The sequence below is a fragment of the Streptomyces sp. NPDC005302 genome, assembly GCF_040607345.1.
Taxonomy (GTDB): domain Bacteria; phylum Actinomycetota; class Actinomycetes; order Streptomycetales; family Streptomycetaceae; genus Streptomyces.
Map to the genome: position 1 here is coordinate 350,007 of NZ_JBEXGN010000001.1, position 21,625 is coordinate 371,631.

General features: G+C 68.8%; 22 protein-coding genes and 1 riboswitch. Of the genes, 11 read left to right on the forward strand and 11 right to left on the reverse strand.

What is annotated here, in order from left to right; all coding sequences use genetic code 11:
• The first annotated feature begins 86 nt into the window (after positions 1 to 86).
• Positions 87 to 1,562 (forward strand): replicative DNA helicase, encoded by a 1,476-nt coding sequence (dnaB, locus tag ABZT74_RS01525; protein WP_356432850.1) that lies wholly within the window; start codon positions 87 to 89, stop codon positions 1,560 to 1,562.
• A gap of 71 nt (positions 1,563 to 1,633) precedes the next feature.
• Positions 1,634 to 3,019 (forward strand): serine hydrolase domain-containing protein, encoded by a 1,386-nt coding sequence (locus ABZT74_RS01530; protein WP_356432852.1) that lies wholly within the window; start codon positions 1,634 to 1,636, stop codon positions 3,017 to 3,019.
• Between the two features lie 147 nt (positions 3,020 to 3,166).
• Here the strand turns inward: ABZT74_RS01530 and ABZT74_RS01535 are convergent, their stop codons facing one another.
• Complete coding sequence (locus tag ABZT74_RS01535) at positions 3,167 to 3,619, reverse strand: GNAT family N-acetyltransferase (protein ID WP_356432854.1); 453 nt, start codon at positions 3,617 to 3,619, stop codon at positions 3,167 to 3,169.
• A gap of 9 nt (positions 3,620 to 3,628) precedes the next feature.
• On the reverse strand, positions 3,629 to 4,117 hold the full coding sequence (locus tag ABZT74_RS01540; protein WP_356432856.1) for a MarR family transcriptional regulator: 489 nt from the start codon (positions 4,115 to 4,117) through the stop codon (positions 3,629 to 3,631).
• Between the two features lie 140 nt (positions 4,118 to 4,257).
• Between ABZT74_RS01540 and ABZT74_RS01545 the strand changes: the two genes are divergently transcribed.
• A complete protein-coding gene (locus tag ABZT74_RS01545; protein WP_355872063.1) occupies positions 4,258 to 5,466 on the forward strand; it encodes an MFS transporter in 1,209 nt (402 codons plus the stop codon).
• An 88-nt stretch (positions 5,467 to 5,554) separates the two neighbouring features.
• A complete protein-coding gene (locus ABZT74_RS01550) occupies positions 5,555 to 5,980 on the forward strand; it encodes a heme-binding protein (RefSeq protein WP_356432858.1) in 426 nt (141 codons plus the stop codon).
• Between the two features lie 120 nt (positions 5,981 to 6,100).
• On the opposite strand, the gene ABZT74_RS01555 is transcribed toward ABZT74_RS01550, so the two are convergent.
• A complete protein-coding gene (locus ABZT74_RS01555; protein ID WP_356432860.1) occupies positions 6,101 to 6,964 on the reverse strand; it encodes a GNAT family N-acetyltransferase in 864 nt (287 codons plus the stop codon).
• 795 nt (positions 6,965 to 7,759) lie between these two features.
• On the opposite strand from ABZT74_RS01555, the gene ABZT74_RS01560 reads away from it, so the two are divergent.
• On the forward strand, positions 7,760 to 9,508 hold the full coding sequence (locus ABZT74_RS01560; RefSeq protein ID WP_356432863.1) for a globin domain-containing protein: 1,749 nt from the start codon (positions 7,760 to 7,762) through the stop codon (positions 9,506 to 9,508).
• 35 nt (positions 9,509 to 9,543) lie between these two features.
• Here the strand turns inward: ABZT74_RS01560 and ABZT74_RS01565 are convergent, their stop codons facing one another.
• The 5 genes from ABZT74_RS01565 to ABZT74_RS01585 all read right to left on the reverse strand — a co-directional run bounded on the left by ABZT74_RS01565 (position 9,544) and on the right by ABZT74_RS01585 (position 13,320).
• Complete coding sequence (locus tag ABZT74_RS01565; protein ID WP_356432865.1) at positions 9,544 to 10,026, reverse strand: NUDIX hydrolase; 483 nt, start codon at positions 10,024 to 10,026, stop codon at positions 9,544 to 9,546.
• A gap of 104 nt (positions 10,027 to 10,130) precedes the next feature.
• Positions 10,131 to 11,036, reverse strand: coding sequence for a LysR family transcriptional regulator (locus ABZT74_RS01570; RefSeq protein WP_356432867.1), 906 nt, complete (start codon positions 11,034 to 11,036; stop codon positions 10,131 to 10,133).
• Between the two features lie 215 nt (positions 11,037 to 11,251).
• A complete protein-coding gene (locus ABZT74_RS01575) occupies positions 11,252 to 12,439 on the reverse strand; it encodes a cystathionine gamma-lyase (protein ID WP_356169207.1) in 1,188 nt (395 codons plus the stop codon).
• Entirely contained in the window at positions 12,436 to 12,927 is a 492-nt protein-coding gene (locus tag ABZT74_RS01580) for a low molecular weight protein-tyrosine-phosphatase (protein ID WP_356432869.1), read from the reverse strand. The genes ABZT74_RS01575 and ABZT74_RS01580 overlap by 4 nt, the downstream gene beginning before the upstream one ends.
• Before the next feature lie 9 nt (positions 12,928 to 12,936).
• The gene (locus ABZT74_RS01585) at positions 12,937 to 13,320 is read right to left on the reverse strand and encodes a phage holin family protein (RefSeq protein ID WP_355872043.1); all 384 of its coding nucleotides are present in this window, start codon (positions 13,318 to 13,320) and stop codon (positions 12,937 to 12,939) included.
• Between the two features lie 83 nt (positions 13,321 to 13,403).
• Between ABZT74_RS01585 and ABZT74_RS01590 the strand changes: the two genes are divergently transcribed.
• The 4 genes from ABZT74_RS01590 (at position 13,404) to ABZT74_RS01605 (ending at position 15,933) form a co-directional block, all read left to right on the forward strand.
• Entirely contained in the window at positions 13,404 to 13,721 is a 318-nt protein-coding gene (locus tag ABZT74_RS01590) for a cupin domain-containing protein (protein WP_081221685.1), read from the forward strand.
• A 165-nt stretch (positions 13,722 to 13,886) separates the two neighbouring features.
• Positions 13,887 to 14,099: a DUF5326 family protein gene (locus tag ABZT74_RS01595; protein WP_355872040.1), complete on the forward strand. Its 213-nt coding sequence runs from the start codon at positions 13,887 to 13,889 to the stop codon at positions 14,097 to 14,099.
• Between the two features lie 434 nt (positions 14,100 to 14,533).
• Positions 14,534 to 15,397 (forward strand): helix-turn-helix domain-containing protein, encoded by an 864-nt coding sequence (locus tag ABZT74_RS01600; protein ID WP_356432871.1) that lies wholly within the window; start codon positions 14,534 to 14,536, stop codon positions 15,395 to 15,397.
• Positions 15,398 to 15,495: 98 nt separating this feature from the next.
• Entirely contained in the window at positions 15,496 to 15,933 is a 438-nt protein-coding gene (locus tag ABZT74_RS01605) for an SsgA family sporulation/cell division regulator (RefSeq protein WP_081218297.1), read from the forward strand.
• 89 nt (positions 15,934 to 16,022) lie between these two features.
• On the opposite strand, the gene ABZT74_RS01610 is transcribed toward ABZT74_RS01605, so the two are convergent.
• Positions 16,023 to 17,642: a YibE/F family protein gene (locus ABZT74_RS01610; RefSeq protein WP_356432873.1), complete on the reverse strand. Its 1,620-nt coding sequence runs from the start codon at positions 17,640 to 17,642 to the stop codon at positions 16,023 to 16,025.
• Between the two features lie 71 nt (positions 17,643 to 17,713).
• A riboswitch (TPP riboswitch) is annotated at positions 17,714 to 17,870 on the forward strand.
• Here ABZT74_RS01610 and thiC point away from each other — a divergent pair.
• Positions 17,863 to 19,683: a phosphomethylpyrimidine synthase ThiC gene (gene thiC, locus ABZT74_RS01615; protein ID WP_356432875.1), complete on the forward strand. Its 1,821-nt coding sequence runs from the start codon at positions 17,863 to 17,865 to the stop codon at positions 19,681 to 19,683. It overlaps the preceding riboswitch by 8 nt.
• A gap of 88 nt (positions 19,684 to 19,771) precedes the next feature.
• Here thiC and ABZT74_RS01620 read toward each other — a convergent pair whose 3' ends face one another.
• Both ABZT74_RS01620 and ABZT74_RS01625 read right to left on the reverse strand, forming a co-directional pair.
• On the reverse strand, positions 19,772 to 20,167 hold the full coding sequence (locus ABZT74_RS01620; RefSeq protein WP_356169218.1) for a VOC family protein: 396 nt from the start codon (positions 20,165 to 20,167) through the stop codon (positions 19,772 to 19,774).
• Positions 20,164 to 20,526: a DUF1801 domain-containing protein gene (locus tag ABZT74_RS01625; protein ID WP_356169221.1), complete on the reverse strand. Its 363-nt coding sequence runs from the start codon at positions 20,524 to 20,526 to the stop codon at positions 20,164 to 20,166. The genes ABZT74_RS01620 and ABZT74_RS01625 overlap by 4 nt, the downstream gene beginning before the upstream one ends.
• A 186-nt stretch (positions 20,527 to 20,712) precedes the next feature.
• Here ABZT74_RS01625 and ABZT74_RS01630 point away from each other — a divergent pair, with 186 nt between their 5' ends.
• Complete coding sequence (locus ABZT74_RS01630; protein WP_356169223.1) at positions 20,713 to 21,600, forward strand: LysR family transcriptional regulator; 888 nt, start codon at positions 20,713 to 20,715, stop codon at positions 21,598 to 21,600.
• Positions 21,601 to 21,625: the final 25 nt, after the last annotated feature.

Here is a 21,625-nt window from a genome sequence, read left to right on the forward strand (position 1 = left end):
AGTTGGGCAGCTCAGTTGTCAGTGCCGTGCCGTAGAAATAAGGGGCACGGCTAGGTCCGCTCCGGCGGACGGGAGGAGGTGGCTCGGTGAGTATTTCCGAGCCCTTGGACGACCCCTGGGCGGACACTGGTCCCAGTGATCGTCTGCCTTCGTCCCGTCGGCGTGGCGGTGGCGGCCGAGGCCGCGACGAGCAGCACGACCGCGACCAGGACAACGGTTCGTGGGAGAGCGGCGGTTCGTCGTTCGAGCGGGTCCCCCCGCAGGATCTGGACGCCGAACAGTCGGTCCTGGGCGGCATGCTCCTGTCCAAGGACGCGATCGCCGACGTGGTCGAGGTCCTCAAGGGCCACGACTTCTACCGGCCGGCGCACGAGACGATCTACGGTTCGATCCTCGACCTGTACGCGAAGGGCGAGCCCGCCGACCCCATCACCGTCGCGGCCGAACTCACCAAGCGCGGCGAGATCACCAAGGTCGGCGGCGCACCGTATCTGCACACGCTGGTGCAGACCGTCCCGACCGCGGCGAACGCCGAGTACTACGCGGAGATCGTGCACGAGCGCGCGGTCCTGCGACGTCTGGTCGAGGCAGGCACCCGCATCACCCAGATGGGATACGCGGCCGACGGCGACGTCGACGAGATCGTCAACAGCGCTCAGGCGGAGATCTACGCCGTCACCGAGCAGCGCACCACCGAGGACTATCTGCCGCTCGGCGACATCATGGAGGGCGCGCTCGACGAGATCGAGGCGATCGGATCCCGCTCGGGGGAGATGACCGGTGTGCCGACCGGCTTCACCGACCTCGACTCCCTCACGAACGGTCTGCACCCGGGCCAGATGATCATCATCGCGGCCCGCCCCGCCATGGGTAAGTCGACGCTGGCGCTGGACTTCGCCCGGGCCTGTTCGATCAAGCACAACATGCCGAGCGTGATCTTCTCGCTCGAAATGGGCCGCAACGAGATCGCGATGCGCCTGCTCTCCGCCGAGGCACGCGTGGCCCTGCACCACATGCGGTCCGGCACGATGACCGACGAGGACTGGACCCGGCTGGCCCGCCGCATGCCGGACGTCTCGGCCGCGCCGCTCTACATCGACGACTCCCCGAACCTGTCGATGATGGAGATCCGCGCCAAATGCCGCCGCCTCAAGCAGCGCAGCGACCTGAAGCTCGTCATCATCGACTACCTCCAGCTGATGCAATCGGGCGGCAAGCGTTCCGAGAGCCGCCAGCAGGAGGTCTCCGACATGTCACGAAACCTGAAGCTCCTGGCCAAGGAGCTGGAGCTTCCGGTGATCGCGCTGTCGCAGCTGAACCGTGGCCCCGAGCAGCGCACCGACAAGAAGCCCATGGTCTCCGACCTGCGTGAATCCGGCTCCATCGAGCAGGACGCGGACATGGTCATCCTGCTCCACCGCGAGGACGCGTACGAGAAGGAGTCACCGCGCGCCGGCGAGGCCGACATCATCGTCGGCAAGCACCGTAACGGCCCCACCGCCACGATCACGGTGGCCTTCCAGGGTCACTACTCCCGTTTCGTGGACATGGCACAGACCTGATCCGGGGTTCTGTTGAGCCACGCCGGGCAAATCCGCTCGACGTCCGGTGACAGGGCAGGTGGACTGGTGCCATGACGACACCTCAGGACGATCTGCTCCCCAGCACGCGCCGAGCCCTGCTGCACCGCATCGCCGTCGCGCAGAGTGAGGGGCGGGCGCCGTCCCTCGTCGCGGCCGTGGTCCGCGGAGGAAAGGCGGTGTGGCACGGGGCGCGGACCTCGGTGGACGGTCACGGGCCGGATGAGAACGTGCAGTACCGGATCGGTTCCATCACCAAGACGTTCACGGCCGTCCTCGTACTGCGGCTGAGGGACGAGGGTCTCCTGGACCTCGGCGACCCGCTGGAGAAGCATCTTCCGGGGACCGGCGTGGGGGACATCACTATCGCTCAACTCCTCGCGCACACCGGGGGGTTGGCTGCCGAGACGCCCGCACCCTGGTGGGAGCGCACCCCCGGCTCGCTCCGTCCCGATCTGGCCGACGTGCTGGGCGAGCAGCCTTTCCGGCACCCGGTCGGCCGACGCCACCACTACTCGAATCCCGGCTACACACTGCTCGGCGCTCTCGTGGAGAGGGTACGAGGTGCCTCCTGGGAGGACGTGCTGCGCCGCGAGGTGCTCGAACCGCTCGGCCTGCACCGCACGAGCGGGTGCCCACAAGCACCTCACGCAGGAGGCTGGGCGGTCCATCCCTGGGCCGACGCGATGATGCCCGAGCCCGCGGAGGACCTCGGGCGGATGGCCCCGGCCGGACAGCTGTGGTCCACCACGGGGGACCTGGCCCGCTTCGCAGCCTTCCTGGTCAAGGGCGACGAGCGGGTGCTGAGCGCGGAGTCGGTGCGGGAAATGCGGACGCCCGCGGCTCCGTCCGAGACGGAGGACCTGGCGGTGGGAACCTCCTACGGTCTCGCGATGCAGATCCTGCATCGCGACGGACGGACCCTCGTCGGGCATTCAGGATCCCTGCCGGGCTTCCTGGCTGGACTGGTGATCAGCGTGGACGACGACGTGGCGGCCGTCGTGCTGTCCAACTGCACCTCGGGTCCTCCCACCTTCACCGTCGCCGCCGATCTGGTGCGGATCGTCGCGGACGCGGAGCCGAGGATCCCCGAACCCTGGCGACCGATGGCCGAGGTCGACCGCGCTGTTCTGGAGCTCGCGGGTCAGTGGTACTGGGGGACACAGCCCTTCGGTCTGCGCGTGCCGGCGGACGGCGGGCTCGTGCTCGGGCCGCTGTCGGGCATCGGCCGAGGTGCCCGCTTCAAGGCGAACGGTGACGGGACGTGGACCGGGCTCGACGGCTACTACGCGGGAGAGCTTCTGCGGCCCGTCCGGCGGGACGACGGCTCGGTGAGCCATCTGGACCTCGGGTCGTTCGTGTTCACGCGTCAGCCGTACGAGGAGGGGGCCTCGGTGCCCGGTGGAGTGGACGCGGACGGCTGGCGGGGGATCCAGTAGGCACTGCGGTTGTCGGGATGGCCTGTTTCACGTGAAACAGGCCACCCCTTCGCGCGGAGGAGGTGGGGAGTCGACACCTTGAGTGGCCCGTCGCGTGTGCTGTGCGGCGCGCACGAGTGACCGTTCGCGTGTCCTGGCTCCCTTGGTTCAGAGCGCGAGCTTGAAGCCGACGTGGGAGGCCTCGAAGCCGAGCCGTTCATAAAAGCGGTGGGCGTCGGTGCGGGAGGCGTCCGAGGTGAGCTGGACCAACTGGCATTCCTGGCGGCGGGATTCGTCGATCGCCCACTCGATGAGCTGCGTACCGAGACCGCTGCCGCGTTCGTCGGCGTGAATGCGCACACCCTCGATGACCGAGCGCGTCGCTCCCTTCCGGGAGAGCCCAGGAATCACCGTGAGCTGCAGAGTGCCTACGACGCGCCCCTCGCGGACGGCGACGACGAGGTGCTGGTTCGGGTCGGCACTCAGCCGCTCCAGCGCGCGCAGGTACGGGGTCAGGTCGTCGGGGGATTCCCGCCGCGCGCCCAACGGGTCGTCGGCCAGCATCGCGACGACAGCGGGCACGTCGCCGGCGACAGCGGCTCGTATTTCAAGATCTGCCATGAGCGCACCCTACGAGGGCGCGCCCACGGACGGCATCGGCAGTAGGGGCGAGCTCGCCGATTCCACGACGCGGACCAGCGGCGCCAGCTCCGGATTCTCGGCCGCGTCGTCAAGTGCCTCACGAAGGGCGGCGTCGTTGGTCGGCCGTGCCGCGGCGAGCAGCTCGAGGCCGGCTTCGCTGACGTTCGTGTAGATGCCGCGGCGGTCGGTCGGGCAGAGATAGCGGGCGAGCAGCCCTCGGTCTTCGAGCCGGGTGACCAGGCGCGTGGTGGCGCTCTGGCTCAGCACGACCGCGTCCGCGACCTGCTTCATCTGCAGATGGCCGCCCTCGCCGTCGTGCTGCCGACTGAGCACGTCGAGCAGGGAGTACTCGCGCACGCTGAGCCCGTGATGGGCCTGCAGAGCCCGCTCGATGTGCGCCTCGATCCTTCCGTGAAGCAAGGAGAGTGCGCACCATCCCTGAGCGAGGGCGGTGAGTGCGGGGTCCGTGGCTGTCATGGCGTTTCCTCCGTCCCGGAGCGGCTGAAACCAGGATAGAGCACGAACGCAATAGCCCGCTGTTGCGCATAGCCCGCGTCTGCAACTATTGTGAACGCACGCAAAGCGCTCCTGCAATCTTCTGGAAGGTGTACCCCACCATGCCTCTCGCGCTTCTGGCCCTCGCGATCGGGGCCTTCGGAATCGGAACGACCGAGTTCGTCATCATGGGCGTCCTGCCCGAGGTGGCCGGAGACTTCGGCGTCTCCATCCCCACCGCCGGACTGCTGGTCACCGGCTACGCGCTCGGAGTGGTGATCGGAGCGCCGATCATGACCGCGCTGGGCACGAAGGTGTCCCGCAAGCGCATGCTGATGGCGCTGATGGGGCTCTTCGTCCTCGGGAACCTGCTCTCCGCCGTGGCTCCGGTCTTCGGCCTGATGCTCGTCGGCAGGGTGGTCGCCTCCCTCGCCCACGGTGCCTTCTTCGGGATCGGATCCGTGGTCGCCGCCGAACTCGTCGCGCCCGAGAAAAAGGCCGGCGCGATCGCGATGATGTTCAGCGGTCTCACGATCGCCAACGTCGTCGGTGTCCCGCTGGGCACGCTGATCGGACAGACCGCGGGCTGGCGGGTCACGTTCGCGGGCGTCGCCGTACTCGGACTCATCGGGCTGCTGGGCATCGCCAAGCTTGTCCCGGAACTGCCGAAGCCCGAGGGTGTGCACCTGCGCCATGAGCTGGCCGCTTTCAAGAACGTCCAGGTGCTGCTCGCCATGGCGATGACCGTGCTCGGCTTCGGCGGAGTCTTCGCCGCCATCACCTACATCGCACCGATGATGACGAACGTGGCGGGCTTCGCCGACGGATCAGTCACCTGGCTGCTCGTCCTCTTCGGTCTCGGCATGGTCGGCGGCAACCTCGTCGGCGGCAAGTTCGCCGACCGCGCCCTGATGCCGATGCTGTACGTGTCCCTCGGCGGCCTCGCCGTTGTGCTGGCGCTGTTCACCGTCACCGCACACAACAAGATCCTCGCGGCCGTCACCATCGCCCTGATCGGAGCTCTCGGCTTCGCGACCGTTCCCCCGCTGCAGAAGCGCGTTCTCGACCAGGCGCACGGCGCCCCCACGCTCGCCTCGGCCGTGAACATCGGCGCCTTCAACCTCGGCAACGCTCTCTCGGCCTGGCTCGGCGGGATCGTGATCGCCGCCGGTCTCGGCTACACCGCCCCCAACTGGGTCGGCGCTGTTCTCGCCGCCGGCGCACTCGTCCTCGCCGTCCTCTCGGCCGCTCTGGAGCGGCGGGCGGACGCCTCCAGCGCCGTCGTCGCGGGCGGGACTCCCGTGGATCAGCGGACCGCCGTCCACTCCTGACCGCATCGGTCCGGCCCGGGCAAGGGCCGTCTCGAATCAGTACCTCCTCAACACCCGGAACAGACCACCCCCACAAGGAGAAACCCCCATGAGCACCACCGTCACCGCCGTCGCCCCCCTGACCATCGAGGATGCCGAGGCCCTCGTCACCGAGGCTCGGCGTGCCGCCGAGACCGCCGGCGTGCGAGTCAGCGTCACCGTCCTCGACGCCGGCGGTCACCTGCTCGCCTTCCGGCGCGACGACCGGGCCGTCCTGATCTCGGGCGAGACCAGCACCCGCAAGGCCTACACCGCACTTCAGCTGGACTCGGCCACCGCCGATCTGGTCGACGCCGTGCAGCCGGGCGGTCTCTTCCACACCCTGCCGACCGCGCTCGACCGTCCTCTGCTGTTCATCGCGGGTGGCGTGCCCGTGCACCGCGAAGGCCGGCTGATCGGCGCGATCGGAGTCGGCGGCGGCATGCCCGACCAGGACCACGGCTTCGCCGTCACCGCGGTCGAGTCTCTCGTCTGACCTCCGGCCGTCGCGGCGTCCTACGGGCGCTCGCCAGCTACGGGTGCTCGAGAGACCAGAAGTGCCGGATCCCACCATGCTTCGGGGGTCCGGCACTTCTGTCGTGACATGGGGCGCGTTCTAACCGGCGGCCACCGTGAGCGGGGCGAAGCGACGGGTCCAGTCGCCCGGCAGATCAGGGATCCCGTACGTCATCACCGAGTTGAACGACACGGTGGCGAGTCCGCGCTCCTTCAGCCAGGTCAGCAGTTCCTCGTGCCGCACGTCGATGTCGGTGCGCAGCGGGCCGTCGATGTGGGCAGCGAGGGAGGCGATGAGCGCCTTCGCCGTCTCGGTGTCCATGGCGACCAGAGGCCCCACGACATGGTTGTCGAGGTTGGGCCAGGCGGACGCGTAGCCGATGATGCGGCCGTGCTCCTCGGCCACCCGCAGCTGGTCGGCGAACGCCGGCAGCCGCGTGATCATGTGGGTCCGGTCGGTTCCGAAGACCTCCTCGTCCAGACGAAGGATGGTCGTGAGGTCCTCGGCCGTGGCCGGGCGCGTGGAGACCGTTGAACCCGGGCCGCCGGCGGTGAACACTCCACGGACCATCTCGGCCCGGCCGCTGACCTTGAACCCCAACTCCTCGTACAGCGGACGGCCGTGCACCGTCGCGTGCAGCGTCAGCGGTGTGGTCGCCATTTCGGCGACGACGTGCCGCATCAAGTGCCGGCCGATGCCCTGTCGTGAGTGCCGCTCGGCGACCAGGACCATACCGATCGCCGCCAGTTCGGGACGTTCGGTCGGCCCGTAGGTGGTCACCACGCAAGCGGCGATGAGGCCACCCGCGGGGTCGTCGATGCCGAACCCCGTTCCTGCCGTGAGCAACAGGCCCCATTTGTGTTCCTCGCGGGGCCAGCCCCGGTCCTCGGACAAGTCGGCGCAGGCGGAGAGGTCGCGGGGCGTCAGGCGGCGAACGGACAGAGCGGTGAGTGAGGTCGACACGCACGCCAGGCTCTCTGACGTGACCCTCTGTCGTCCACCGGATTCCCGGTATCCCAACAACATGTCGTCGGCTGTGGAGCCAAGGAGCGCGCGGGTGACGTTTCACGTGAAACGTCACCCGTAAGGCGTGCTGCCGCTCGACGAGTGTGCTCAACGCGACGGCGAAGGTGCAGATCACGAACCGGCTCTGTGAAGGGTTCGGGGTGAGCCGAACCGAATGCATCGCCTACGCCGCCCCTCTTAAGGAGGAGCCTTTTCGGCGTCGCCCCGGCGTCCGTCAGGGTCAATGCGGATCGGCATCCGCGCCGTCTCGCCCCTCACTCCTCCGTCAGCCGGAATCTGTGGGACGCCTATCAATTGGGCGACCGCGCAGGGTAATTGGGGCAATTGACGGTTCCGGCACTCGTTCATTCGCGGAGAGCGAAGAGGAGACTTGTGCGGGGACCTACTGCCGGTATGGTCGACTCCGGTTCGTGTCCGCCGCGATGTGCACACGGTGTGGTGGAACGAACGCAGGCCAAAGCAGCGTAACGGGATGGAGAGATCGAAGACCCGTATTTTCCGTTATGCGGTCCGGCGTGGACCCGGAGTGGGATGCTGCCGTGAGAGCACTGCGGCCAATGTCACATTCTCGCCTTACTTGTCCGTACAGGGTGGGAATCCAGGTTCAATGTGGCCGCATTGGGTCAACGGGACTGAACCGGGAAAGAGAACGCCGTCTGCGGGGGAAAGCAGGCATCTTCCGATCGTGGAGGTGCGCAGACCGACCGAAAGATGTTCGAGGCGAGGCAGAACATGGACGCTCCGACCACCACGTCGGCCGACAACGGCACTTCAGGCGGCAACGGCGGGGGCGGCTGGTTCACACCACGCAAGGAGCCCGAGGCTCCCAGCGGGAACCAGGCGCCGTCGGACGGCCGCCGGCTGGCCGCGATGCGCCCGATGGGCCGTTCGGCCGCAGGGCCCGAGGAACAGGCGCACGCAGCCCCTCAGCAGACAACTCCCGAGCGGGAAACGTCCGCGCAGGAACGAATATCCACAGGCGAAACAGTGGCGGCTCGGCACGGGGCAGCTCCTGCGATCCACTCGGCAGCTCCGGCAGCGACACGGGCCGACGGGACACCCCACCGCACTCTGGGTCCGCACGAGTCAGCGCTGTCCGGGACGCGTCCTTCGCCGTCGGCACAGCCCGACACCGGCACCCCGTCACCCTCGCGTTCGGAGGCCCGGCAGTTCGAGCCGGAGCCCGCTCACGAAGCCGTAGGCAGCCGCTCCGGCTCCGGACACGCGGAGCGCCACGCTCCGGGACTCTCAGAGGGCTCCGGGCCCGGAAACGGGGCCACACAGCCGTTCCGTGGTGCTTCCGCGGCCGTCGCCCGGCCCGAGCCGCGAGCGGAGTCACCGCAGCCCGCTGCCGCGCGTCGGCCGTCCCCCGATGCGGTGCTGGTCCGCCGGACCATGGCGGAGGCCGGCCCGGTCGCCGACAAGGTCACGTCGTACTTCTACGCGCTGCTCTTCGTGCGCCACCCGGAACTCCGCCCGCTCTTCCCCGCCGCGATGGACACCCAGCGGGACCGGCTGCTCAAAGCGCTGCTGACCGCGGCCGAGCACATCGACAACACCGATGTCCTCGTCGCGTATCTGCAGAACCTCGGCCGCGGACACCGCAAGTACGGAACGCGGCCCGAGCACTACCCGGCCGTCGGTGAGTGCCTCATCGGTTCCCTCAGTCACTACGCCGCGGCCGTCTGGGATCCGGAGACGGAGGCCGCCTGGGTGCGCACCTACACGACGATCTCCCAGGTCATGATCGACGCGGCCGCCGCCGACGAGTTGCGGGCTCCCGCGTGGTGGTACGCCGAAGTGGTGTCCCACGACCTGAGGACACCGGACGTCGCCGTCATCACCGTCCGGCCCGACCAGCCGTACCCGTTCCTCGCGGGCCAGTACACGAGCGTCGAGACGCCGTGGTGGCCGCGGGTGTGGCGGCACTACTCCTTCGCCTCGGCCCCCCGCTCCGACGGACTGCTGACGTTCCACGTGAAGGCCGTTCCGGCCGGCTGGGTCTCCAACGCGCTCGTGCACCGTGCCCGGCCCGGCGACGTCGTACGGCTCGGCCCTCCGTCCGGCTCGATGACCGTCGACCACACCACCGACAGCGGCCTGCTCTGCCTGGGTGGCGGCACCGGCATCGCGCCCATCAAGGCACTGGTCGAGGATGTCGCCGAGCACGGACACCGACGCCCGGTCGAGGTCTTCTACGGGGCACGCACGGATCACGACCTGTACGACATCGACACGATGCTGCGGCTCCAGCAGAGCCACCCCTGGCTCGCGGTGCGCCCGGTCATCGACCAGCAGGCGCACCTGCAGCTGCCCGACGTCGTGCGCGAGTACGGGCCGTGGAACGAGTACGACGCGTATCTGTCGGGTCCGCCTGGCATGATCCGCAGCGGTGTCGACGCGCTCAGGGACATCGGCATCCCGTCGGACCGCATCCGGCACGACTCGGTGGAGGAACTCGTCGCGGTAGTGGGCGACTGACCGACGGCGTCCTACTTCGCCGCCGACTGTGTGGATCAGCCCAGGTCCGGTGCGTGCATGGCGCGCACGCCCTCGATGTTCCCGTCGAGGTAATGCCTCAGCGAGAGCGGCACGAGGTGGACCGAGGCGATGCCGACGCGGGTGAACGGCACCCGGACGATCTCGTACTCGCCACAGGGTTCATCCATTTCCGGACCGTGCCGCAGGGACGGATCCATGGACTCCAGGTGGCAGACGAAGAAGTGCTGGACCTTCACGCCGGTCGCACCATCGTCCTCGCCGATGTGCTCGACGGTGTCCACGAAGCAGGGAACCACGTCGATGATCTTGGCGCCGAGTTCCTCGTACACCTCGCGGTGGAGGGCCTCGACGACAGTCGTGTCCTCCGGTTCGACCCCGCCACCCGGGGTGAGCCAGTAGGGATCGACACCGGGCTTGGTGCGCTTGATCAGGATCAGGTCGTCACCATCGAGCAGGACGGCACGGGCGGTGCGCTTGACCACGGGTCGGACGGTCATGGGAGGAATGTGGCCCGGCTGGTTCCACGTGAAACATCACCGCGGGCGCGACTTCACGTGAATCCTCGGGAAGACCTGGCCGCGGTCCCGAGGGGGCCGAGCCCTCAGCTCCAGTCGGCGGCCGCTCGCAGCAGCCATTCGTGGGCCCGGGCGATGTGCGGCATGGCCAGCGTGCCCGTCCGGACGACGAGGAAGTACGTACGCAGGGGCGGCACCGCGGGATCGAGAAGCGCCACGACGTCCCCGCGTTCGATGGCGTCGGAGCAGAGGTAGGTGGGCAGGACGGCGAGGCCCGCACCCGCGGCGGCGCAGGCGAGGACGGCTCGCAGATCGGGGACGACGACGGTGCCCGAGGAAGCCGGACGGCAGTCGAAGACCGAGGCCCAGTAGCGGGCGACGAGCGGTAGCGACTCGTGGACCTCGACGACCGGGAGGTCCTCCAGTGCGCGGGCGCCCTTGCGGCGGAGTTTGCCCGGGCCGACTTCCGCTGCCCAGCGCGGGGCGGCGACCAGGACGTGTTCTTCGTCGCAGAGCGGAGTCGCGGTGAGGAGCGCACCCCGTGGACGGGCCGTTGTGATGGCCAGATCATGATGTCCGGCGGAGAGGCCTTCCAGTGTCTCCTCGGCGTTGCCGAAGGAGGCGCGCAGCGCGAAGCCCTGGCCGTCCTCCCCGGTCAGCTCCGTGAGCGCGGGCAGCGCGCGTTCAGCGGTGAACTCCGGTGGCCCCGCCAGATGCAGGGTGCGGACGTGGGAGTCCTCGTCGAGGCCGGTCTCGGTGATCTCGACGAGCGCGTCGAGGTGTGGCGCCGCCTTGTGGGCCAGTTCGTCGCCGATGGTCGTGGGGGTGACGCCCCGGGCCTGACGCAGGAACAGGGGCCGCCCCAACTGCCGCTCCAGCGTGCGGATCTGGGAGGTCACGGCCGGCTGCGAGAGCCCGAGCAGCGCGGCGGCGCGGGTGAAGGAACCGGCCCGGTGCACCGTCACAAAAGTGCGCAGCAAGGCCAAGTCCATGGTGCCCCTCCCCTCCCAGCACCCCCGCGTGAGCCTCAACTATAAATAAGTCGATAGGTCTCTGTCGCTACTGTGATTGGACACTGACACAGAGTCAACTAGCCTTGTGCGCGCGGTTCTTCGCGCGCAGAACCGGGGCGGTCCGAGCCACGAGGGGGGAGGCTCGGACCGCCCGTTGCGCGGAGCGGGCGCACTGATCCCGCCGTCGTGCTCCCCTAATCCGCGGATGCGTCCAGAGCCCGCAGCACGTCCGCCACCAGGTCCTCGGGGTCCTCGGCGCCCGCCGAGAAGCGGATGAAGCCTTCCGGGACGGCGTCCCCGCCCCAGCGCCCACGCCGTTCGGCCGTCGACCGCACCCCGCCGAAACTGGTGGCGTCGTCCACCAGGGTCAGCGCGTCGAGGAAACGGTCCGCGTGCTCGCGCGTGGGCAGCGTGAACGACACCACGCAGCCGAACCGGCGCATCTGCTGCGAGGCGATCTTGTACGAGGGGTCGTCGGGCAGCCCGGGGTAGCGCAGCCCGGTCACCTCGGGCCGCTCCCGCAGCGCCTCCGCGATCGTCCGGGCGTTGGCGGTCTGCCGGTCGGCGCGCAGCTGCAGCGTGGCGAGCGAGCGGTGGGCCAGCCAGGCCTCCATGGGGCCCGGGATGGCGCCGACCACCTTGCGCCAGCGTCGGACGGGAGCCATCAGAGCGGCGTCGCGTCCGGTGACGTACCCCAGGAGGATGTCGCCGTGTCCGGTGAGCATCTTGGTGCCGCTGGCCACGGAGAAGTCGGCGCCGAGTTCCAGCGGGCGCTGTCCGAGCGGGGTGGCCAGCGTGTTGTCGACGGCCACGAGGGTGCCCTGCGCGTGGGCTGCCTCCACGAGGCGCCGCAGGTCGCACACGTCGAGCCCCGGGTTGGACGGCGTCTCGATCCAGAGCAGCTTCGCCCCGTCGAGCAGCTCCAGTTGGGCGTCCCCGGCGGTGGGTGCGGTGCGCACCTCGACACCGAATGCCGCCAGCTGCTCGCGCACGAGCGGCAGCACCTGATAGCCGTCGTCGGGCAGGACGGCGACGTCGCCGGCGCGCAGGTGGGAGAAGAGCACGGCGGAGATGGCGGCCATGCCCGAAGGGAAAGCGAGCGTTTCGACCGCGTCCTGCCCAGGCGCCTCGAGCTCGCCGATGGCGCGCTCCAGGAGCGTCCACGTCGGGTTCTCGTCGCGGCCGTACGTGTACGGGCCGGTCGGCTCACCGGGCAGGTGGAAGTGCGCGGCGAAGACCGGGCCGGGCAACGTGGGCTCGTACTTGACGGGCTCGGGCAGTCCGGCACGCACTGCGCGGGTGCCGTCACCCCGCAATGCCGTGCCCTCGCCCTGTCCTGCCGCGTCAGCGCCGCTTCCCGTGACGAAATCTCCAGACGTCATGCCGCTCGTCCCTCCACTTGCTCTCGTACCGCGGCCAGCAGTCCTGGGCTCGCCGCCTCCACCATCTCAAGACATTCGTCGAAGCCGTCCATATGTCCGTAATACGGATCGGGGACGTCCAGGTCGTCGCCCGCCGCGGGATCGTAGGACCGCAGCAGCCGGACCTTCTCGGCGTCCTCGGCGGTCGGTGCGAGCCGGCGCAGCGCCTTGAGGTGGCCGGCGTCGAGCGCTACGACGAGGTCGAGACGGGAGAACCATGAGACCTGGAACTGCCGGGCCGCGTGGTCGCTCTCGTAGCCGTTGGCCTCCAGCACGGCGACCGTGCGCTCGTCGGCGCCATCGCCCTCGTGCCAGCCGCCCGTGCCCGCGCTGTCGACCTCGACCAGTTCGGCGAGCCCGGCATCCGTCACATGGGAGCGGAAGACGGACTCGGCCAGCGGCGACCGGCAGATGTTGCCGGTACAGACGAAACAGACGCGATAGGACATGAGCCTCTCTCAGTCCTCGTCGCCGTCGGGCAGGACGACGTTCAGTGCCCAGGACACGACGGAGATGATCAGGCCGCCCAGGACGGCGGTCCAGAAGCCCTCCACGTGGAAGCTCAGGTCGAGCTTGTCGGCGAGCCACGAGGTGAGCAGCAGCATCAAGGCGTTCACCACAAGGGTGATCAGGCCGAGCGTGAGGATGAAGAGCGGGAAGGTCAGCACCTTCACCACCGGTTTGACCAGGAAGTTCACCAGTCCGAAGACCAGCGCGACGAGCAGCAGGGTGCCTATCTTCTTGCCCGTGCTGTCGCCCGTGAGGGTGATCTTGTCGAGCAGCCATACGGCGACGGCCAGGGCCCCCGCGTTGGCGATCGTCTTGACTACGAAATTCTTCATGTGTCTGATCGTGGCAGACGAGATCGACAAGCACGTAGCGGGCTGTGGACAAGGCCCGCGGTGCACGACAGCGGACGAGGACGATGAAGGCATTCCGGCTGGACGAACTGGAGGCGGAACGCGCCGCCAACGACGGGGCCTACCTGCAGTTCCTGCGTGAGCGGAACATGTCGGTCGGGCTGTACGCCCTCGACGCGGGGGAGCACGACCCCCAGAACCCGCACGCCCAGGACGAGGTGTACTTCGTGGTGAGCGGTCGTGCGTCGATCACGGTCGGGCTGGAGACCACCCCGGTGGCACGCGGCAGCGTCGTCTACGTACCCGCCGGGGTCGCCCACAAGTTCCACCACATCACCGAGGATCTCCGGGTCCTGGTGATGTTCTCTCCCCCCGAGAGCTGACTCGGCGTCTCAGGGTTCCCTAGGGGGACGGTCAGGGGAGGACAAGGGGCGCGAGGGCCCCGTGCGGCCCCCTCCGCGACCTAGCATCGACGCAGGACATCAGAGAACCCGGAATCGGCGTCCCGATGTTGGGACCACGGGCGAGAAGAGGCAAGGAAAAAGGCGATGCGAGAGATCTTCGACGGTATGCCGTGGTGGGTGAAGTGGGTCGCGGTGCCGGTCATCGCCCTGGTGGTGTTCGGTGGCCTGATAGCGAGCGTCGTCGGCTTCGTCATCGGCCTGCTCTTCAAGCTGCTCGTCTTCGTCGCGCTGGTCGGCGGACTGATCTACGTCGTGCGGAAGTTCATGTCGGGTTCGTCCTCGCGCAGCGACTGGTGAGGCGCGAGAGGGTGAGCGATCGGTAACGGTGTGGGGGGAAAGGGAACCCAAGGTTCCCTCGGGCGAGGGAAGTTTCCGGCGAGGACGGCTGTGAGCGGCGGCCGACGGTTAAAGTCCGGAATTCGACGCGGGGGTCGATCCCCGCGGGCAGCGCACACCCCCTCCCGTGTTCCCCCGCACGGGCGGTCCTCCTCGCGCTTCGGGAGTGCCCCTTGTCCACGGTTGACACCGCACCCGCACCATCCGTCGCTCCGCCCCTCCAGCGATCGGGCGAACCCGCGGCGGCCCGTGTCCCACCGGTGCAGCCGCGTACGTCCCCGGGGGAGACCCCACTGCCCCGCACGGCGCCGGCCCCTCCGGCCTCCCCGGGCGAGCGGGCCACTCCGCCCGGTCCGGCGGCCGAGTCTCCCGCACCCCGTACACGGCAGGGGGACATGCCCACGGGAAGCGCGCGCCCGTCGGCCTCCGCTCCCCGCCCCCCTGCGTCCGGAGCGGTACGCACCGCGCGTGTCCCTTCCCCGGAGCCCGAAGCCGCACCCCTGGACCCGCACCCCACCACGCTGATCGGCTCGGTGCAGCGGGCCATGCGCCTGCTCGAGGCGGTCTCCGCGCGCGACCAGGGAGCCCCCGCCAAACAGCTCGCCAGGGAGGCCGGACTCGCGCTGCCGACCGCGTACCACCTGCTGCGCACCCTCGTCCACGAGGGGTATCTGCGCCGCGACAAGGGGCTGTTCTTCCTCGGCGACGCCGCCGAACGCCTGAGCAGCAGCGGAGCCCAGCAGAAACGTCGCAGCACGGTGAGCGAGACGCTCGCCCGCTGGCGGGACGCGATCGGAGCTCCCGTCTACTACGCGATCTACCGCGAGGGTGAGATCGAGGTCATGTGCGTCGCCGACACTCCCGCGAACCCCGCGGTCGAGGAGTGGGCCGACTTCCGCGAGACCGGGCACGCGCACGCGATCGGCCAGTGCCTGCTGTCCCAGTTGGACAAGAAATCACGGCGCGACCACCTCGCTCGCTACCCGGTGCAGTCCCTCACTCCGTACACGGTGCGTGACGAAGACCGGTTGCTGCGGCGCCTGGAACGGACCGCTCGCATGGAACCGGTGATCGAGCGGCAGGAGTACGCGCTGGGCGCCGTCTGCGCCGCCATCCCCATCACTGTGGGCAGTACTGCCGGGTCAATCGCCCTTTCCCTGCCCTCACATCAAGCCGACCGACTGCTCCTCGCGACGCGGAAGTTGCAGAGCGAGATCGGCCTGGTCCTGGGGTCACTCGGCATCTCTATCAGTATCTGAAAACTCACTCCTTGTGATCTGTCGTGCACGTTGAGCAATATTTCAGCTGTGCCAGGGGATGATTCCCGGCCAGGTGACAGCGAACGACGGGGTAGGCGATGCGCGAGTCGGTGCAGGCAGAAGTCATGATGAGCTTCCTCGTTTCCGAGGAGCTGTCCTTCCGCATTCCGGTGGAACTGCGCTACGAGACCCGCGATCCGTACGCCGTACGGTTGACCTTCCACCTGCCCGGCGACGCGCCGGTGACCTGGGCGTTCGGGCGGGAGCTGCTCATCGACGGGGTGGGCAGGGCATGCGGTGACGGTGATGTGCACATCGCGCCGGCCGACCCGGAGGCGTTCGGCGAAGTACTGATCAGGCTTCAGGTCGGTTCCGACCACGCCCTGTTCCGCTCGGGGACGGCGCCGCTCGTCGCATTCCTCGACCGCACGGACAAGCTTGTGCCGCTCGGCCAGGAGCGGTCGCTCGACGGGTTCGACACCTACCTGGACGACGCGCTCGACCGCATTCTGGCGGAGGAGCAGAGCGCAGGCTGAAACCTCGTCACCCCCGGGCGGAGTAACGCTTCCTCAGCAGGGAGCGCCCGCCAGGGGACGGCCAGGCGCACGCGGTCGTCAGGTACGGCTCAGTGCTTGCGGCGGCGGCCCTTCCCGCTCCTGGCCGGCATCCTGGCGCCCGCGGGCTCCACCGAGAGGGCCGGGGCCCCCTCACGGTCCGCCGCGACCACGAGAGCGGCCAGCGCGGTCGTCACCGGCACCGCGGCGACCAGGCCGATCGATCCGACCAGCGTGCGCACGATCTCCTCGGCGACCAGTTCGCTGTTGGCGACGGTGCCCACACTGCTCTGCGCGATCGAGAAGAGCAGCAGCAGCGGCAACGCGGCGCCCGCGTAGGCCAGGACGAGCGTGTTGACCACCGACGCGATGTGGTCGCGGCCGATCCGGATGCCCGCCCGGTACAGGCCGCGCCAGCCCATCGTGGGGTTCGCCTCGTGCAGCTCCCAGACCGCGGATGTCTGCGTCACCGTCACGTCGTCGAGTACACCGAGCGAGCCGATGATGACTCCGGCCAGCAGTAGACCGCTCATGTCGATCGACGGGTAGAGGCCGTGGATCAGGCCGGTGTTGTCGTCCGTGTTGCCGGTCAGGACGGCCCAGTCGATGAACACCGAGCCCAGGATGCCGATCAGCAGCAGGGAGAGCAGGGTGCCGACCACTGCCACGGATGTTCGGGCCGACAGGCCGTGGCACATGTAGAGCGCGATCAGCATGATCGCGCTGGACCCGACGACCGCCACGATCAGAGGGTTCGACCCCTGCAGGATGGCGGGCAGGATGAAGAAGTTCAGGATCATGAAGCTGATGGCCAGAGCGATCAGCGCCATGACGCCGCGCATCCGGCCCACCACCACGACGACCACGGCGAACAGGCCCGCCAGCAGGGTCAGCGGGAGCTTCCGGTTCGCGTCCGCCACCGAGTACTGGAGGTCCTTGGGGGCCGAGGGCTCGTACGCGACGATGACCTTCTCGTCCTGGTGCAACTGCCGTGACTGGTCCGGCTGGACGATCTCCGTGAACGTACGGCCCTTGTCCTTGCCGGTGTCGATCCGGATGGTCGCCCGCTTGCACTCGCCCGTCGCCTGCTGCTGCGCGGAGGAGCCCTCGGCCGTGGAGGTGTCGCCGGTCGGCGTCTCCCCCGAGGCGTTGACGGACTTGCAGTCCACCTGGACGATCTTGGTGACCGTCGCGTTCTGGGTCTGCCGGTCGAAGCCGACACCGGTGTGTTCGTGAGCCGGTGCGCCACCGGGCCACAGCACGACGAGGCCCACGGCGACCGCGGCCGCGAAGGGGATCAACACCGCGGCGATGACCTTGCGCAGATGCTTCGAGACGGGCGCCGCAGGGCCGTGGTTGTGGGAGTGCCCGTGCCCACCGCCGGAGCCGGGTCCGTGCCCGCCGCCCGGTCCGTGCCCGTGACCCTGACCCTGTCCACCACCAGACCCGCGCCCATGGCCGTCACCGGGGCCCTGCCCTTGTCGGTCACCGTCACCGGGGTCGCCGCTTCCGCTGCCCGGTCTCGGACCGGGGCGGTTTCCGGGGCCGGAACCGGGCCCGTATCCCTGGTCATCGGCCGACCCAGGTCCGTGCCCGCGACTGGTGCCGGGACCGCGTCCACGGCCGTCGTCGGAGCCCGGACGGCGCGGTGGCTCGGACGGGGGGAACGATGGCTGCTGGGTCGTTGTCACCGACCGATCATCGCAAGAACGGCAAGGGCCCCCTGTTCACCGCGCCAGATATGACGCTAGCGTGGAGTCACCTTTGCACACGCGGGAGCTCGGAGCACCGGGCTGAGAGGGCGCTGACCTCCGTCTTCGCGATGTTTCACATGAAACATCGGCGAACGGAAGCCGCTGCGTCGACCGCCGAACCTGTTACCGGGTAATGCCGGCGTAGGGAGTAGGTCTCATGACCAACAAGGACGTACGCACGCCTGCCTCCAGCCAGACGGACGGCACTTCGTCGCCGTCTGAGAACGATGAGGGCGGGAAGTCCATCGGCTGGCACAAGGCGTACGTCGGGGGTACGCGCCCCGATCTGCGCGTGCCGGTCCGTCAGGTGCACCTGACCAATGGGCAGTCCGTGACGCTGTACGACACCTCGGGCCCGTACACGGATCCGAGCATCGACACGGATGTGCGCCGGGGACTGGCGCCGCTGCGGGAGAACTGGATCATCGCTCGCGGCGACACCGAGGAGTACGCGGGTCGTCCCGTCCTTCCGGAGGACGACGGGATCAAGCACACATCGCCGCGCGGCGGTCTGCGCAATCTCGACGCGGTCTTCCCGGGGCGGCCGCGTCAGCCTCGACGAGGGCGATCCGGTCAGGCGGTCACGCAACTCGCGTACGCCCGCCGCGGCGAGATCACCCCCGAGATGGAGTTCGTCGCCATTCGGGAAAGCGTCGAACCCGAGGTCGTGCGTGAGGAGATCGCCGCCGGTCGGGCGGTGCTGCCCGTGAACGTCAACCATCCCGAGATCGAGCCGATGATCATCGGGAAGCGGTTCCTGGTGAAGGTGAACGCCAACATCGGCAACTCCGCCGTCACTTCCTCCATCGAGGAAGAGGTCGACAAGATGACCTGGGCGACTCACTGGGGCGCCGATACTGTCATGGACCTGTCTACCGGGCGGAACATCCACACCACCCGTGAGTGGGTGCTGCGCAACTCCCCCGTCCCCATCGGAACGGTGCCGCTCTACCAGGCGTTGGAGAAGGTCGACGGCCGTGCCGAGGAACTCACCTGGGAGATCTACAAGGACACGGTCATCGAACAGGCCGAGCAGGGCGTGGACTACATGACGGTCCACGCGGGCGTCCGCCTCGCGTACGTGCCGCTCACCGCGAACCGCAAGACCGGCATCGTCTCGCGCGGCGGTTCGATCATGGCGGCCTGGTGCCTGGCGCACCACCAGGAGTCCTTCCTGTACGAGAACTTCGAGGAGCTCTGCGAGATCCTCGCCGCGTACGACGTCACCTACTCGCTCGGCGACGGTCTGCGGCCCGGCTCCATCGCGGACGCCAACGACGCAGCGCAGTTCGCGGAGTTGAGGACGCTCGGGGAACTCAACACGATCGCGAAGCGTTTCCATGTACAGACGATGATCGAAGGCCCGGGGCATGTCCCGATGCACAAGATCAAGGAGAACATCGACCTTCAGCAGGAGATCTGTGATGAAGCTCCGTTCTATACGCTCGGCCCGCTGACCACCGACGTCGCGCCCGCGTACGACCACATCACCTCCGGCATCGGTGCCGCCATGATCGCCTGGTGGGGCACGGCCATGCTCTGCTACGTGACGCCCAAGGAGCACCTGGGGCTGCCCAACCGTGACGACGTCAAGACCGGCGTCATCACCTACAAGATCGCCGCTCATGCGGCCGATCTCGCCAAGGGCCACCCCCGTGCGCAGGACTGGGACGACGCGCTGTCCGATGCCCGCTTCGAGTTCCGGTGGGAGGACCAGTTCAATCTGGCTCTCGACCCGGACACTGCACGGGAGTTCCATGACGAGACGCTGCCGGCCGAGCCCGCCAAGACGGCCCACTTCTGCTCGATGTGCGGACCGAAGTTCTGCTCGATGAAGATCAGCCAGAGCATCAACGAACGGTTCGGTGGCGACAAGGCTGCGGGTGCTTCGGAGGCCGAGATCTCCGAAGGCATGCTCCAGAAGTCCCGGGAGTTCGCGGAGGCGGGCAACCGCGTCTATCTGCCGCTGGCCGACTGAGTTGTCCCGCGGGTCGCGGTCCGGGTCACCGAATCCCCGGGCCGCGACCGGCGTGCCGTCGATCGGCCGTTGGTCGGGCGCCGGCCCGTCATGCGCTGGTGTCCTGCGGATACCAGCGCAGCTCCACGGTGTTCCCGTCAGGGTCGCGCACGTAGAGCGAAGTGGCCGTGCCGCGAGCGCCGAAGCGCGGGACGGGTCCGTCGAGGACGGTGAAGGTGCCGGATGCGACCACCTCGTCCCAGTCCAGCGGTTCCACCGTGAGACAGATGTGGTCGACGTTCGACTCCCCTCGGGCGCCGGCGACCAGGTCGATGATGGTCTCCTCGGTGACCCGTACCGACGGGAACGGGGCCTGACCGACGCGCCACTCGGCGACGCGGACGGGTTCCAGGCCGAGCAGGCCGATGTAGAAGTCCAGGGACCGTTCGACGTCCCCGACGGTCAGCACAAGGTGGTCGAAGGCCCTCACACGCACGGAGCTCATGACGTCTCCAGCGCCACGGCGAGGCGGAGCCACTCGGTGAACAGGGCCGGGTCGACCTCGTCGACACTGCTGAGCTTCACGGAGGCCATCCGGCGGGACCCGGCCACCAGCCGGCCCGAGGGGTCGGCCACGTCCTGGCCGCGCCAGAGACCGAAGGTGACGTAGGTCGTATAGGCCTTGAGCAGGCAGACCGGGGTGCGGCCGGGTCTGTCGCCGAGGCTCCAGGTGGGGTGTCCGTGCCACAGGGCGCCGGATGCTTCGGGGAGGGCGCTGTCGATGACGGGGCGGATCTTCGCGGCGATCTCGTGCAGCGGACCGTCGAGGTTGTCCAGGTAGGAGGTGATCTCCGAGGAAGTCATGTGGTTCCCGTTCGGAAGAGGGGCCCCAGGAGGAGGCTCGGATGAAAGATGAGGAGACGAGACGAGGACCTGGCCGGGGTGTCCCGGAAGGCCGTGGTGACGCCTTCTACGATCCGCCGTACGGCCACCTCCATCAAGGCAGGATCGGCGTACGACCGTTGAGCCAGATTTAACGCCGGAGGAATCGTGCTGGAGCGGCTGGAGATCGAGACCTTCCTTGCGCTGGCCGAGGAGCTGCACTTCGGCCGCACCGCCGAACGCTTGCTGATCACGACCGGACGTGTCAGTCAGGTGATCAAGAAGATCGAGCGTCAGGTGGGCGGCGCGCTGTTCGAACGTAACAGCCGCTCGGTCCGGCTCACCCCGATCGGACGCCGCCTGGCCGACGACCTGGTGCCCTTGGTCGCCGCGATGGACGAGGCGCTGCGACGGGCAGGGGACGCCAGCCGTGGGATCACCGGGGAGTTGCGGGTGGCCTTCCTCGGAGAGTGGACGGCGCCCGCACTGCTCAGAGCGGTCGCGGTGTTCGGGGAGCGGCACCCGGACTGCCGTGTCGACGTGCGGGAGGTCCAGTTGGCCAACTCACGCGCAAGCCTCGTGGACGGTTCGATCGACCTCCTGCTCGCGTCGTACCCCTTCGACGGGATGGCTTGCGGGCCCACGCTGCTGCGGGAGGGGCGGGTGCTCGCGGTGGCGGCCGGTCATCCGCTCGCAGGCGAGGAGGGCGTGTCCGTCGAAGTGCTCGCCGACCACCCCGTGGTGCAGTACCCGCACGTGACCTCCGCGGGGTTCAAGCGGGACCGCACGCCGGACCGCACTCCGTCGGGCAGACCCGTTCCGAAGGGGCCGGTCGGCGAGTCGTTCTCGGAGATGCTGACCCTCGTCGCGATGGGCCGGGGCGTTCTGCCGGTCGGGGAGCACTCCCGCCGCTACTACCCCCGCCCCGATGTCGCCTACGTGCCCCTGCATGACGCGCCACCGATCGAGAGGGGACTGATCTGGAAGGAGGCCAACGCCACCGAGCGGCTGCGCGCGTTCGTCCGGGCGGCGACGGACGCCATCGGGTCGCTCTGAGAGCGAGCCGATACCGGGGGTCCGA

Bases quoted from the DNA above. Each gene is read 5' to 3' on its own strand.
- ABZT74_RS01530 (WP_356432852.1), top strand. From the start codon at position 1,634: ATGACGACACCTCAGGACGATCTGCTCCCCAGCACGCGCCGAGCCCTG.
- ABZT74_RS01535 (WP_356432854.1), bottom strand. From the start codon at position 3,619: ATGGCAGATCTTGAAATACGAGCCGCTGTCGCCGGCGACGTGCCCGCT.
- ABZT74_RS01540 (WP_356432856.1), bottom strand. From the start codon at position 4,117: ATGACAGCCACGGACCCCGCACTCACCGCCCTCGCTCAGGGATGGTGC.
- ABZT74_RS01545 (WP_355872063.1), top strand. From the start codon at position 4,258: ATGCCTCTCGCGCTTCTGGCCCTCGCGATCGGGGCCTTCGGAATCGGA.
- ABZT74_RS01550 (WP_356432858.1), top strand. From the start codon at position 5,555: ATGAGCACCACCGTCACCGCCGTCGCCCCCCTGACCATCGAGGATGCC.
- ABZT74_RS01560 (WP_356432863.1), top strand. From the start codon at position 7,760: ATGGACGCTCCGACCACCACGTCGGCCGACAACGGCACTTCAGGCGGC.
- ABZT74_RS01565 (WP_356432865.1), bottom strand. From the start codon at position 10,026: ATGACCGTCCGACCCGTGGTCAAGCGCACCGCCCGTGCCGTCCTGCTC.
- ABZT74_RS01570 (WP_356432867.1), bottom strand. From the start codon at position 11,036: ATGGACTTGGCCTTGCTGCGCACTTTTGTGACGGTGCACCGGGCCGGT.
- ABZT74_RS01575 (WP_356169207.1), bottom strand. From the start codon at position 12,439: ATGACGTCTGGAGATTTCGTCACGGGAAGCGGCGCTGACGCGGCAGGA.
- ABZT74_RS01580 (WP_356432869.1), bottom strand. From the start codon at position 12,927: ATGTCCTATCGCGTCTGTTTCGTCTGTACCGGCAACATCTGCCGGTCG.
- ABZT74_RS01585 (WP_355872043.1), bottom strand. From the start codon at position 13,320: ATGAAGAATTTCGTAGTCAAGACGATCGCCAACGCGGGGGCCCTGGCC.
- ABZT74_RS01590 (WP_081221685.1), top strand. From the start codon at position 13,404: ATGAAGGCATTCCGGCTGGACGAACTGGAGGCGGAACGCGCCGCCAAC.
- ABZT74_RS01595 (WP_355872040.1), top strand. From the start codon at position 13,887: ATGCGAGAGATCTTCGACGGTATGCCGTGGTGGGTGAAGTGGGTCGCG.
- ABZT74_RS01600 (WP_356432871.1), top strand. From the start codon at position 14,534: ATGCCCACGGGAAGCGCGCGCCCGTCGGCCTCCGCTCCCCGCCCCCCT.
- ABZT74_RS01605 (WP_081218297.1), top strand. From the start codon at position 15,496: ATGCGCGAGTCGGTGCAGGCAGAAGTCATGATGAGCTTCCTCGTTTCC.
- thiC (WP_356432875.1), top strand. From the start codon at position 17,863: ATGACCAACAAGGACGTACGCACGCCTGCCTCCAGCCAGACGGACGGC.
- ABZT74_RS01620 (WP_356169218.1), bottom strand. From the start codon at position 20,167: ATGAGCTCCGTGCGTGTGAGGGCCTTCGACCACCTTGTGCTGACCGTC.
- ABZT74_RS01625 (WP_356169221.1), bottom strand. From the start codon at position 20,526: ATGACTTCCTCGGAGATCACCTCCTACCTGGACAACCTCGACGGTCCG.